The sequence below is a fragment of the Variovorax sp. 01T432 genome (genome assembly GCF_056398605.1).
This window is the reverse complement of sequence record NZ_JBFTPS010000004.1, coordinates 60,546-73,134: the sequence shown is the minus strand read 5'-3', so window position 1 is coordinate 73,134 and position 12,589 is coordinate 60,546. Positions and strand designations below refer to the sequence as shown.

Genomic DNA, 12,589 nt, shown 5'->3' with positions numbered 1-12,589 from the left:
TTTCAGAGACGCACGTCGAGCGTGATGTCGGTGAAGGTGGGTTCCTCGACCTGGTCGAGCAGGGAGCGTTCTTCGTTGCGCGCGGCGGGCGCCGTGCGATTCTGCAGCCGCCACATCAGGTTGGTCGGCGAATCGGCCTGGGCCAGGCCTTCCTCGCGGGTGACCAGTTCTTCGGTGATCAGGCGGGCGATGTCTTCCTCGAAGGTCTGCGAGCCTTCGGCCATGGATTGCTCCATCGCTTCCTTGACGCCGGAGAAGTCGCCCTTGCCGATGAGCTCGGCCACCAGGGCCGTGTTCAGCAGCACTTCGAGGGCCGGCACGCGCGCGCCATTGGGCGTGCGCAGCAGGCGCTGGGCGACGATCGCGCGCAGCGCGCCGCCGAGATCGCCCAGCAGGGTGGCGCGCACCTCCACGGGGTAGAAGCTCAGGATGCGGTTGAGCGCGCGGTAGCTGTTGTTGGCATGCAGCGTGGCCACGCACAGGTGGCCCGACTGCGCATAGGCGATCGCGGCCGTCATGGTCTCGCGGTCGCGGATCTCGCCGATCTGGATCACGTCGGGCGCCTGGCGCAGCGCGTTCTTCAGGGCGATCTGCAGCGACTGCGTGTCGCTGCCGACGTCGCGCTGGTTCACCATCGACTTCTTGTTGGTGAAGGTGAACTCGATCGGTTCCTCCACCGTCAGGATGTGGCCGGTGGCGTTCTCGTTGCGGTAGTCGAGCATCGAGGCCAGCGTGGTGCTCTTGCCGGCGCCGGTGGAGCCCACCATCAGGATGAGCCCGCGCTTTTCCATCACGAGCGTCTTGAGGATCTCGGGGAGGTTCAGGTCCTCGAAGGATGGAATGACGGAGGCGATGTGCCGCACCACCACCGCATAGCTGCCGCGCTGGCGCATGGCGCTGATGCGGAAGTTGCCCGAGCCTTCGAGGGCGATCGCCATGTTCAGTTCGCCGGAGCGCTCCAGCTCGGCGATGCGGTCCGCGTGCACCACCTCGGCCAGCAGGCCGAGCGGCGCCTCGGGGGGCAGCACCTGCGCATTGATCGGCATGCAGTTGCCGTTGATGCGGATCAGCGCCGGGGAGTTCGCCGACAGATAGATATCGGAGGCCTTGCGCTCGGCCATCAGGCGAAGAATTCGCTCCATCATCTTCATCTGTCTTCTCCTCGACGCTTGGGTTGTGGAAACGGGGCCGCCGCCGGGCCGCCCCAAGGCGGCCGCGCCTCCCCCTCGGGGGGTGGCGAAGCACACGCAGTGGCGAGCCGGGGGGCTGACATCGATCAGTCGCGCAGCAGGTCGTTGAGCGAGGTCTTTGCGCGTGTCTGCGCATCGACACGCTTCACGATGATCGCGGCGTAGAGGCTGTAGCGGCCGTTGTCCTTGGGCAGCGTGCCGCTGATGACGACCGAGCCCGCCGGCACGCGGCCGTAGGTGACCTCGCCGGTGGCGCGGTCATAGATGGGGGTGCTCTGGCCGAGGTACACGCCCATCGACAGCACCGAGTTCTCCTCGACCACCACGCCCTCGACCACTTCGGAGCGCGCGCCGATGAAGCAGTTGTCCTCGATGATGGTCGGGCCGGCCTGCAGGGGCTCCAGCACGCCGCCGATGCCCACGCCGCCCGAGAGGTGCACGTTGGCGCCGATCTGGGCGCAGGAGCCGACCGTGGCCCAGGTGTCCACCATCGTGCCTTCGCCGACGTAGGCGCCGATGTTCACATAGGAGGGCATGAGGATCGCGCCCTTGGCGATGTAGCTGCCGCGGCGCGCCACGGCCGGCGGCACGATGCGCACGCCGGCTTCCTTGAGCTCGTTGGCCGACAGGTGCGAGAACTTCGTCGGCACCTTGTCGTAGAAGCCCAGGGAGCCCGCCTGCATCTGCTCGTTGTCCTTGATGCGGAAGGACAGCAGCACCGCCTTCTTGATCCACTGGTGCACGGTCCATTGGCCGACGCTCTCGCGGGTGGCCACGCGCAGCTTGCCGTTGTTGAGCTCGGCGATCACGTGCTCGACGGCATCGCGGACTTCCTTGGAAGCATTGGCGGCGGAGATGTTGGCGCGGTCTTCCCACGCTGCGTCGATGGTCTGCTGGAGTTGTTGGGTCATGGAAAAAGCTCAGTCCTGGATGAAGTTCACGATGCGCTGTGCGGCCTCGGTGCATTCGGCGGTGTCCGCCACCAGCGCCATCCGTATGCGACCCCGGCCCGGATTGGCGCCGTCGACGTCGCGGGCGAGGTAGCTGCCGGGCAGCACCGTCACATTGTATTGAGCGTACAGCGCGCGGGCGAAGGCCTGGTCGTCGCCCTTCCAGGCGGCGGGGATGCCGGCCCACAGATAGAAGCTGGCATCGGGCAGGCGCACGTCGAGCACCGGCTCGAGCAGGGGCGTGACGGCGGCGAACTTGGCGCGGTACATGGCGCGGTTCTCGACCACGTGGGCCTCGTCGTTCCAGGCGGCGATGCTGGCCGCGGCCACCGTGCCGCTCATCGCGCTGCCGTGGTAGGTGCGGTAGAGCAGGAAGGACTTGATGATCGCCGCGTCGCCCGCGACGAAGCCGCTGCGCATGCCCGGCACGTTGCTGCGCTTGGACAGCGAGGTCAGCGCGATGAGGTTGCGGAAGTCGGCGCGGCCCAGCCGGGCGGCGGCTTCGAGCCCGCCGAGCGGGGGCTCATCGCGGAAATAGATCTCGCTGTAGCACTCGTCGGCCGCGATCACGAAGCCGTGGCGGTCGGAGAGCGCGAAGAGCTTCTCCCATTCGTCCAGCGGCATCACGGCGCCGGTCGGATTGCCGGGCGAGCAGACGAACACCAGCTGCGTGCGGGCCCAGACCTCGTCCGTCACGCTGTCCCAGTCGAGCGCGAAGTTGCGCGCGGGCACGCTGGGCACATAACGCATTTCCGCGCCCGCCAGCAGGCCCGAGCCTTCGTAGATCTGATAGAACGGATTGGGCGACAGCACGATCGGCGCCGGCGACTTCGTCGGGTCGACCACGGTCTGCGTGAGCGCGAACAGCGCCTCGCGCGTGCCGTTGACCGGCAGCACCTGGGTGGCCGGGTCGAGGTCGAGCCCGTAGCGGCGCTGCAGCCAGCCGGTGAAGGAGGCGCGCAGTTTCAGGTCGCCGGCCGTGGCCGGGTACGCGGCCAGCGCGCCGAGGCTGCCGGTCAGCGCCTGCTTGATGAATTCCGGCGTGGGGTGCTTGGGCTCGCCGATGCCCAGGCTGATCGGGGAGAACGCGGGGTTGGGCGTGACGCCCGCGAAGAGTTGTCGCAGCCGCTCGAAGGGGTAGGGCTGCAGTTTGGCGAGCAGGGGATTCATGGGCCAGGATTATCGGGGCAGCCGGCGAGCCGGGGGGCGGCGCGGGCGGCCCGGGGCGCGGGTGCTGCGGGATTCCACCAGGGAATCGGGGTCACTGGTGCGGCGCATACTGGCGGCAGACCCGCGCCGGCTCCCCCCCGGAGCCACCGGGCGGCAGACAGGAGACCGCATTGCAGCGAACCAACATTGCCAACCCGGCCTATTTCCACAAGGTCGTCGATTGCCAGTACGCCTGTCCGGCGCACACCCCCGTCCCCGAGTACATCCGCATGATCGCGCAGCGCCGCTACGGCGACGCCTACATGATCAACTGGGTTTCCAACGTCTTCCCCGGCATCCTGGGACGCACCTGCGACCGGCCCTGCGAGCCGGCCTGCCGGCGCGGGCGGGTCGAGGAGAGCAACGCCAAGGACCCCGAACCGGTGGCCATCTGCCGGCTCAAGCGCGTGGCGGCCGACATGAAGGAGGATGTGCGCGCGCGCATGCCCAAGGTCGAACCGAGGAACGGCAAGCGCGTCGCCTGCATCGGCGCGGGGCCGGCCTCGCTCACCGTCGCGCGCGATCTGGCGCCGCTCGGCTACGAAGTGACGGTGTTCGACGGCGAGGCCAAGGCCGGCGGCTTCATCCGCACCCAGATCCCGCGCTTTCGCCTGCCGGAGTCGGTGATCGACGAGGAGACGGGCTATATCCTCGACCTGGGCGTGGACTTCCGCGGCGGCGAGCGCATCGACTCGATGAAGGCCCTGATGGCGCAGGGCTGGGACGCCATCTTCGTCGGCTGCGGCGCGCCGCGCGGGCGTGACCTGGAGGATGTCCCCGGGCGCCGGGAAGCGGCGGCCGGCATCCACATCGGCATCGACTGGCTGGCCTCCGTCTCCTTCGGCCACGTCACCCACATCGGCCAGCGCGTGATCGTGCTGGGCGGCGGAAACACGGCGATGGACTGCTGCCGATCGGCCCGCCGCCTGGGCGGCACCGACGTCAAGGTCATCGTGCGCAGCGGCTTCGACGAGATGAAGGCCTCTCCCTGGGAGAAGGAGGACGCGCAGCACGAGGGCATTCCCATCATCAACTTCCATGTGCCCAAGGCCTTCGTCCACGACGAGGGCCGGCTGGTGGGCATGCGCTTCCAGATCGTCCGGGCCGAGACCGACGCGCAGGGCCGCCGCGCGCTGGTGCCGACCGGCGAGCCGGACCCCTTCTTCGAATGCGACGAGGTGCTGCTGGCGGTGGGCCAGGAAAATTCCTTCCCCTGGATCGAGCGCGACTGCGGCATCGCCTTCGACAAGGCGGGCCTGCCCAGGCTGGACAAGGACACCTTCCAGTCGACGGTGCCGAATGTCTTCTTCGGCGGCGACGCGGCTTTCGGCCCCAAGAACATCATCACGGCGGTGGCCCATGGCCACGAGGCCGCGGTGTCCATCGACCAGCTGCTGCACGCCGCGCCGGTCACGCAGCGCCCGCCGCCCATGACCAACCTGGTGTCGCAGAAGATGGGCATCCACGAATGGAGCTACGACAACAACACCTCCAACGACCTGCGCTACAAGGTGCCCTGGGCCAAGGCCGAGAAGGCGTTGGCGAGCATCGGCGTCGAGGTCGAGCTTGGCTTCGACGCCGCCACCGCCTTCAAGGAGGCCGAGCGCTGCCTGAACTGCGACGTGCAGACCGTCTTCACGGAGGCCGCCTGCATCGAATGCGATGCCTGCGTGGACATCTGCCCGATGGACTGCATCACCTTCACCACCAACGGCGACGAGGCGGACCTGCGGCCCCGATTGAAGGCGCCCGCGCTCAACCTGGCGCAGGACCTCTATGTGTCCGGCGGGCTGAAGACGGGCAGGGTGATGGTGAAGGACGAGGACGTCTGCCTTCACTGCGGCCTGTGCGCCGAGCGCTGCCCCACGGGCGCCTGGGACATGCAGAAATTCCTGCTGAAGATGACGCCGGCGGGCCCCGCCTGCCGCGATTCGCACGGCGTGCCGACGCAGGGGGTGCCCGCATGAAACAGATCGAAGGCGTCAACGATTTCGTCATCAAGTTCGCCAACGTCAACGGCTCGGGCTCGGCCTCGGCCAACGAGCTGTTCGCCAAGTCCATCCTGCGCATGGGCGTGCCGGTGAGCCCGCGCAACATCTTCCCCAGCAATATCCAGGGCCTGCCGACCTGGTACGAGGTGCGCGTGACCGAACAGGGCCACATGGGCCGGCGCGGCGGCACCGACATGATGGTGGCGATGAACCCGCAGACCTGGGACGCCGACGTGGCCGAACTCGAGCCCGGCGGCTACCTCTTCTACGACAGCACGCGCGCGCTGCCGCCGTCGAAATTCCGCGACGACATCCGGGTCATCGGCATGCCGCTCACCGAGATCTGCAACGCCGTCTACCAGGACCCGCGGCAGCGCCAGCTCTTCAAGAACATCGTCTACGTGGGGGCCCTGGCCATCCTGCTGGGCATCGAGCCGGAAGTGGTCGAGAAGCTGTTCGGCGAGCAGTACAAGGGCAAGGAGAAGCTGCTGGCCTCCAACGTGCAGGCCCTGCACCTGGGCTGCGACTTCGCCAGGGAGCACCTGAGCGAGCCCCTGGGCCTGAAGGTGCGGCGTGCCGACCGGGTGGGCGACCGGATCTTCGTGGACGGCAACAGCGCGGCCGCGCTGGGCTGCGTGTACGGGGGCGCCACGGTCGCGGCCTGGTACCCGATCACGCCCTCGTCCTCGGTGGCCGAGGCCTTCCAGCGGTACTGCACCAGGTTCCGCGTCGATCCGGCCACCGGCCAGCACCGCTTCGCCATCGTGCAGGCGGAGGACGAGCTCGCCTCGATCGGCATGGTCGTGGGCGCCGGCTGGAACGGCGCGCGGGCCTTCACGGCGACCTCGGGGCCGGGCATTTCCCTGATGAGCGAGTTCATCGGCCTGGCCTACTTCGCCGAGATCCCGGTCACCATCATCAACGTGCAGCGCGGCGGGCCTTCCACCGGCATGCCCACCCGCACGCAGCAGGCCGACATCCTGTGCTGCGCCTATGCCTCGCACGGCGACACCAAGCACGTGCTGCTGTTCCCCGAAGACCCGCACGAGTGCTTCGAGCACGCGGCGGCGGCGCTGGACCTGGCCGACCGGCTGCAGACGCCCGTCTTCGTGATGACGGACCTGGACATCGGCATGAACCAGCGCCTGTGCGCCGCCTTCGCCTGGGACGACAGCCGCGCCTACGACCGCGGCAAGGTCATGACCGCCGAAGAGCTGGAGCAGGGGCGCGACTTCGGCCGCTACAAGGACGTGGACGGCGACGGCATCCCCTGGCGCACGCTGCCCGGCACCCACCCGACCAAGGGCAGCTTCTTCACCCGCGGCACCACGCGCGACGCCTACGCCCGGTATTCGGAGCGCGGTCCCGACTACATCTACAACATGGAGCGGCTGCTGAAGAAGTTCGCGACCGCGGCCACCCTGGTCCCGCAGCCGGTGCTGCGGCTGGCCTCCGGCAAGACGGAGCTGGGCGTGATCTATTTCGGTTCGACCAGCCCGGCCATGCAGGAGGCCCTGGAGGCGCTCGATGAACGCGGCATCCGCCTGGACGCGCTGCGGCTGCGGGCCTTCCCCTTCCCGGACAGCGTGGCGCGCTTCCTGGCGCAACACAGCCAGGTGTTCGTGGTCGAGCAGAACCGCGACGGCCAGATGCGCAGCCTGCTCGTCAACGAGCTGGGCATCGATCCCGCCCGGCTGGTTCCCGTGCTGCATTTCGACGGCACGCCCATCACGGCGCGCTTCATCACCCAGGCGATCGGCGCGCATGTGCCCGCGCCCGCGCCCACGCCCGCGCCCGGCGCCGGCGCCGCCCAGACGAAGGAGCCTGCATGACCTACCTCGCCAAGCCCCGGCTGCACCATCCGACGCTGGCCACCAACAAGGTCGGCTACACGCGCCGCGACTACGAGGGCAAGATCTCGACCCTCTGCGCCGGCTGCGGTCACGACTCGATCTCCGCCGCCATCATCGAGGCCTGCTGGGAGCTCGATATCCAGCCGCACCGCGTGGCGAAGCTCTCGGGCATCGGCTGCAGCTCCAAGACGCCGGATTACTTCCTGGGCGCCTCGCACGGCTTCAACACCGTGCACGGCCGCATGCCCAGCGTGCTGACCGGCGCCAACCTGGCCAACCGCGACCTGCTGTACCTGGGCGTTTCGGGCGACGGGGATTCGGCCTCCATCGGGCTGGGCCAGTTCGCCCACGCGATGCGGCGCGGCGTGCGCATGGCCTACATCGTGGAGAACAACGGCGTCTACGGGCTGACCAAGGGGCAGTTCTCGGCCACGGCCGACCAGGGTTCCAAGAGCAAGAAGGGCGTCGTCAACACCGACAGCCCGGTGGACCTGGCGGCCATGGCGCTGCAGCTGGGCGCCACCTACGTGGGGCGCGGATTTTCGGGTAACAAGGCGCAACTGGTGCCCTTGATCAAGGGCGCGATCAGCCATGGCGGGGCCGCCTTCATCGACGTCATCAGCCCCTGCGTCGCCTTCAACAACCACCCGGGCAGCACCAAGAGCTACGACTACGTGCGCGAGCACAACGAGGCGGTCAGCCGCATCGACTTCATCAGCGGACGCGAGGAAATCACCGTGGACATGGCCCCGGGCGAGGTGCTGGACGTGCGGCAGCACGACGGCACGCTGCTGCGGCTGCGCAGCCTGCACCCCGACTACAACCCCGGCGACCGCTACGCCGCCATGGCCCACATGCAGCGGCACCAGGAAATGGGCGAGGTGGTGACGGGGCTGCTCTACGTCGACCCGCTGGCCACCGACCTGCACACGGCGCTCAACACCGTCGACCGGCCGCTGAACACGCTCGGCCCCGCCGAGCTGTGTCCTGGCGTGCGGGCGCTGGAACGTCTCAACGCCTCCTTGCGCTAAGCCGAACCTGGTTGCACCATAGCGCTTGTTCTGGAGGGGGCACCATGGCCGAACGTACCGTTTTTCAGTCCGTCTCGCGCAAGCATGTGATCTGCGTGGGACCGCAGTCCAGCGTGCGCGAGGCCGCGCGGGTGATGACGCGCGTCAATTGCGGCAGCGTGCTCGTCATGGAACCGCCCGACACCCTGCTGGGCATCCTGACCGAGCGCGACCTGATGACGCGCGTGCTGGCGCGGGGCCTGGACCCCGACCGAACGACAACGCGCGAGGTGATGACACCCAACCCGATCTGCGTGCCGCCGGAAATGCTGGTGTCCGACGCCGTCGTGATCATGCTGGAGCGGGGCTTCCGCCACCTGCCGCTGGTGGCGGGGAAGAAGATCCTCGGGGTGTTCTCGGTGCGCGATGCGCTGCCGCGGGAGATCGGCGCGGCGGTGAGCCAGACGGAGTTCAATGAGCAGGTGAACGACGTGTTGGGGTAGCACTATCGCGGTGTCAGCCCGCATGAATGGTCTTCGTCGAGAACCCATTCGACGGCGCCTTTCCTTCCGACATTCATTCGCACGTTTCCGCCCGAGCCGTCGACGCCGGCAGTGGAGGCGAAGGCAGATTCCAGCCCGGGCGTTGGCCATACCCGATGTCGGCGATCGAGGGTCGTCGTCCGCACTTCAGGAGAACACAACCATGGCTACCAACACCATCCGTCTGCACCGCGTGCTGCGCACCTCACCGGACCGGCTCTACCGTGCCTTCGTCGAACGCAGTGCTTTCGAGCGCTGGCTACCGCCCTTCGGATTCATCGGCCGGGTCCACGAGATGGAGCCCGTGGTGGGGGGTGCCTGGCGCATGTCTTTCACCAACTTTGGCAGCGGGCACAGCCACTCGTTCGGCGGGAAATACCTGGAACTGGTCCCTGGCCAACGCATTGCATACGATGCGACCTTCGACGATCCCGGCCTGCCGGGCACCATGAAGACCACGGTGACGCTGACCCCCGTGTCCTGTGGCACCGAGATGTCCGTCGTGCAGGAAGGCATCCCCGATGTGATTCCTGCCGAGATGTGCTACCTGGGCTGGCAGGAGTCGCTTCTCGCGCTGGCTCAATTGGTCGAACCGAATATTCCCGGTTGAAGTCTCGTTGCTGCCGCCGTAGATCGACATCGCGCGCCGCCTGGCGACAGCGACGACAACGCGCTGGCCGAGGCCATCATCGGGCTTCACCGGTGGGGTATAACTGCAGGTCGGCAAAGGACTTGCGTTCGCGCACCAGCTTCTCGAGGAGCGGGGCGGGCGTCCACCAGAACCCCTCCTTCGCATGGAAGCGCCGGATGTCGGCCAGCACCTTGTCCAGACCGATGCGGTCGGCCAGGTACATCGGCCCGCCATGGTGGGCCGGAAATCCGTAGCCCGTAAGGTAGGTGATGTCGATGTCGCCCGGACGCAGGGCGATGCCCTGTTCGAGCAGCTTCGCGCCTTCGTTGATCATGCCGTACAGGCAACGCTTGACGATGTCCTCTTCGGTCATCGGCTGGCGCCGGATCCCCATGCGGGCGGACTCCTCGACGATGAACTGCTCCACCTCGGGATCGCGCTGCGGGGTGCGGTCGCCCTTGTCGTAGCGATACCAGCCCTTGCCGCTTTTCTGGCCGAGGCGCCCCCGATCGCACAGCTTGAGGATCAGGTCGTTCCAGCGTCGGTCGGTCGGGCGGGTGGCCAGCTGGGCCTTGCGCGTCTGGTAGCCGACATCGTTGCCGGCCATGTCGTGCACGGCGAAGATGCCCATGGCGTAGCCGAACTTCTTCAGTGCGGCATCCACCTCGTGCGGCAGCGCGCCATCCTCCACCAGGAAGTGCGCCTCGCGCGTGTAGTTGCGAAACAGCGCATTGCCGATGAAGCCGGGGTAGATGCGCGCCAGCACCGCGACTTTGCCCATGCGCCGACCCAGATCCATGAGCGTCGCGATCACGTCGGGCGCGGTCCGGTCGGCGCGCACCACCTCCAGCAGTCTCATCACATGCGCAGGGCTGAAGAAATGGGCGCCGACCACGTCCTGCGCACGCGTGGTCACGGCCGCGATCCTGTCAACGTCCAGGCCCGAGGTGTTGGTGGCGAGGATGGCGCCGGGCCTGGCCAGGGTGTCGAGCTGGCGGAAGATGCCCTGCTTCAGGCCCATGTCCTCGAACACGGCCTCGATCACGATGTCCGCATCCTTCACATCGGCCATCTCCAGCGAGCCCGCGATCAGCGCGAGGCGCTGGTCCCTCTGGGCCGGGTCGAGCTTGCCGCGCGAGACGCTGCCGTCGTAGTTGTCCCTCACGCGCTGCAAGCCGCGTTCGAGCCCTTGCTGGTTCGCGTCGATCAGCGTGACGGGAATGCCGAGGTTGGCCAGCGACATGGCAATGCCGCCGCCCATCGTGCCGGCGCCGATCACGGCAGCCCGACGCACGGGGCGCAGCGGCGTACCCGGGGGGATGCCGGGGATCTGCCCCGCCTGGGCGGCGGCTGACCTGGCATGGGCGGCGGCGCGTTCGCGCTCGGCATCGCCGACGGTGAAGAGATCGGTAGTGCTCATGGGTGTCAGGCCTGGTTGTCCTGCAGTTTCAGGGCTTTGCCGTCGACGAACTCGCGCAGGCGCTGCTCGGCCTCCGGCGGGCGCGCGCGCGCCGAGTTGAGTTGCTCGACGAACAGGCCGTCGTCGTGCGACATGTCCTGGATGCGCGGCAGCACGTTGATGATCATCCAGTTGGTCTCGGCGCTGTTCCTGGCGATGCGGACGGCCAGGTCCTTGGCCTTGGCCAGAGCCTCGCCGGCGGGCGTGACGTAGCGCACGATGTGCTCCTGCAGTCCCTCGGACGATGTCAGCAGCCGACCTGTGAGCATCATGTCCGTCATCACCGAGGTGCCGACCACGCGCTGGATGCGAACCGTGCCGCCGCCACCCACGAAGATGCCGCGCTGACCTTCGGGCAGGCCGAAGAGGGCGGTGTCGTCGCACACGCGCAGGTGTGCCGACGTGGCCAATTCCAGCCCGCCGCCCACCACCGCGCCGTGCAGCGCGGCGACGAAGGGGATCGGGCCGCGCGCGATGAGGTCGAACACTTCGTGCCAGTTGTGGCGGCGGCGCTTGCGCGGGGGCTTGATGGCGCCCGTGGCCCGGGCCAGCGCTTCGGCCAGGTCCAGGCCGGCGCAGAAGTTGCTGCCGTGACCGAACAGGACGGCCACGTCGGCTTCTTCGTGGGCACGCAGCACGGCCGCGCGCAACTCATCGATCAGCGGGTCATTGATGGCATTGCGCTTGTCGGGGCGGTTCAAGCCGATGAGGGCCGCGTTGCCGTCGAGTTCGTAGCTGATCAAAGGGGCACTCATGGGTTCGTCTTTCGATTCGAATGGGGCAGGTCAGAGGTCAAGAACCAGCCTGGGTGTCCGGGAGCCCGAGCAACAGACCATGATCCGGTCGTTGGCGGCCTTCTCGGCGTTGCTGAGCACCAGGTCTCGGTGGTCGGGGATGCCTGCGATCACGCGCACTTCACAGGTGCCGCAGACGCCTTCCTGGCAGGAGTACGCAGGCTCGACGCCTTCGGCTATCAGGCTGTCCAGGATGGTCTGGCCGACCCGCACCTGAACGGTCTTGCCCGAGCGGGCCAGCTCCACGACGAAGCCGCCGTCGGTCGCGGGCGCTTCTCGCGCCGCGAAGTACTCCATGTGCACGCGCTCGGGCTGCAGGCCGGCGGTCGCCTGCTCGTAGGCGGCGAGCATGGGCAGCGGGCCGCAGCAATAGACGTGGGCGCCGGGTGGGAGCGCCTGCACGATYGCCGGCAGGTCCATCATCCGGCCGCCGGGTTCCTGGTCGAAGTTGAGGCTCAGCTCGACGTTGGAATCGTTGTGGTAGCCGTGCAGCACGTCAAGGAAGGCCGCGCCGCGGCGCGTGCGCGCGGCATAGTGGAGCTTCCACGGCGTGCCCAGGGCCTGGCTGCGCGCCATCATGCTCATGAGCGGCGTGATGCCGATGCCCCCGGCGATGAAGACGTTGAGCGAAGACGTCTCGTCGAGGAGGAAATTGTTTCGCGGTGCGCCGACGGCCAATGTGTCTCCGGCGCGCAGTACCTCGTGCAGGTAGCGCGAGCCGCCGCGGCTTTGCGCGTCCTTGTTCACGCCAATCAGGTAACGGTGGCGCTCGTGCGGCGCGTTGAGCAGTGAATAGCTGCGCAGCAGGCCGTTGGGCAGGTGCAGGTCGATATGCGAGCCGGCCGTGAAAGGCGGCAGCTCCCTGAGCGGCGGCATCGGCACGAGCTCGAACCCGAGAATGCCCTCGGCTTCGTAGGTCACGGCCCGGACGCGGACCTGCAGTGTTTCTTGTGTGCTCAT

Annotated in this window: 11 protein-coding genes; 5 read left to right on the top strand and 6 right to left on the bottom strand. The window is 68.0% G+C overall.

The features are described from left to right. Positions 1-2 precede the first annotated feature (2 nt). From AC1DNF_RS04365 to dapC, 3 genes are all read right to left on the bottom strand, one after another. On the bottom strand, positions 3-1,151 hold the full coding sequence (locus AC1DNF_RS04365; protein ID WP_478147325.1) for a PilT/PilU family type 4a pilus ATPase: 1,149 nt from the start codon (positions 1,149-1,151) through the stop codon (positions 3-5). Positions 1,152-1,276: 125 nt separating this feature from the next. Next, positions 1,277-2,101 (bottom strand): 2,3,4,5-tetrahydropyridine-2,6-dicarboxylate N-succinyltransferase, encoded by an 825-nt coding sequence (gene dapD / locus AC1DNF_RS04360; RefSeq protein ID WP_478147324.1) that lies wholly within the window; start codon positions 2,099-2,101, stop codon positions 1,277-1,279. A 9-nt stretch (positions 2,102-2,110) separates the two neighbouring features. Beyond that, positions 2,111-3,310, bottom strand: a complete 1,200-nt coding sequence (dapC, locus tag AC1DNF_RS04355) for a succinyldiaminopimelate transaminase (RefSeq protein WP_478147323.1) — start codon at positions 3,308-3,310, stop codon at positions 2,111-2,113. A gap of 170 nt (positions 3,311-3,480) precedes the next feature. Between dapC and AC1DNF_RS04350 the strand changes: the two genes are divergently transcribed. The 5 genes from AC1DNF_RS04350 to AC1DNF_RS04330 all read left to right on the top strand — a co-directional run bounded on the left by AC1DNF_RS04350 (position 3,481) and on the right by AC1DNF_RS04330 (position 9,355). Further along, positions 3,481-5,316, top strand: coding sequence for an FAD-dependent oxidoreductase (locus AC1DNF_RS04350; RefSeq protein ID WP_478147322.1), 1,836 nt, complete (start codon positions 3,481-3,483; stop codon positions 5,314-5,316). Continuing rightward, positions 5,313-7,172 (top strand): 2-oxoacid:acceptor oxidoreductase subunit alpha, encoded by a 1,860-nt coding sequence (locus tag AC1DNF_RS04345; protein WP_478147321.1) that lies wholly within the window; start codon positions 5,313-5,315, stop codon positions 7,170-7,172. The genes AC1DNF_RS04350 and AC1DNF_RS04345 overlap by 4 nt, the downstream gene beginning before the upstream one ends. After that, positions 7,169-8,224 carry a 2-oxoacid:ferredoxin oxidoreductase subunit beta gene (locus AC1DNF_RS04340; RefSeq protein WP_478147320.1) on the top strand — a complete coding sequence of 352 codons (1,056 nt, stop codon included), beginning with the start codon at positions 7,169-7,171 and terminating at the stop codon, positions 8,222-8,224. Before AC1DNF_RS04345 ends, AC1DNF_RS04340 begins: the two co-directional genes overlap by 4 nt. 44 nt (positions 8,225-8,268) lie before the next feature. Then, positions 8,269-8,706, top strand: coding sequence for a CBS domain-containing protein (locus tag AC1DNF_RS04335; RefSeq protein ID WP_478147319.1), 438 nt, complete (start codon positions 8,269-8,271; stop codon positions 8,704-8,706). Between the two features lie 202 nt (positions 8,707-8,908). Continuing rightward, positions 8,909-9,355 carry an SRPBCC family protein gene (locus AC1DNF_RS04330; protein ID WP_478147318.1) on the top strand — a complete coding sequence of 149 codons (447 nt, stop codon included), beginning with the start codon at positions 8,909-8,911 and terminating at the stop codon, positions 9,353-9,355. 76 nt (positions 9,356-9,431) lie between these two features. Here AC1DNF_RS04330 and AC1DNF_RS04325 read toward each other — a convergent pair whose 3' ends face one another. From AC1DNF_RS04325 to AC1DNF_RS04315, 3 genes are read right to left on the bottom strand one after another with little or no spacing between them, the layout of a single operon-like run. Then, positions 9,432-10,796: a 3-hydroxyacyl-CoA dehydrogenase gene (locus tag AC1DNF_RS04325; protein WP_478147317.1), complete on the bottom strand. Its 1,365-nt coding sequence runs from the start codon at positions 10,794-10,796 to the stop codon at positions 9,432-9,434. A gap of 5 nt (positions 10,797-10,801) precedes the next feature. Next, positions 10,802-11,590, bottom strand: coding sequence for a crotonase/enoyl-CoA hydratase family protein (locus tag AC1DNF_RS04320; RefSeq protein ID WP_478147316.1), 789 nt, complete (start codon positions 11,588-11,590; stop codon positions 10,802-10,804). Between the two features lie 30 nt (positions 11,591-11,620). Beyond that, entirely contained in the window at positions 11,621-12,589 is a 969-nt protein-coding gene (locus AC1DNF_RS04315; RefSeq protein ID WP_478147315.1) for a PDR/VanB family oxidoreductase, read from the bottom strand.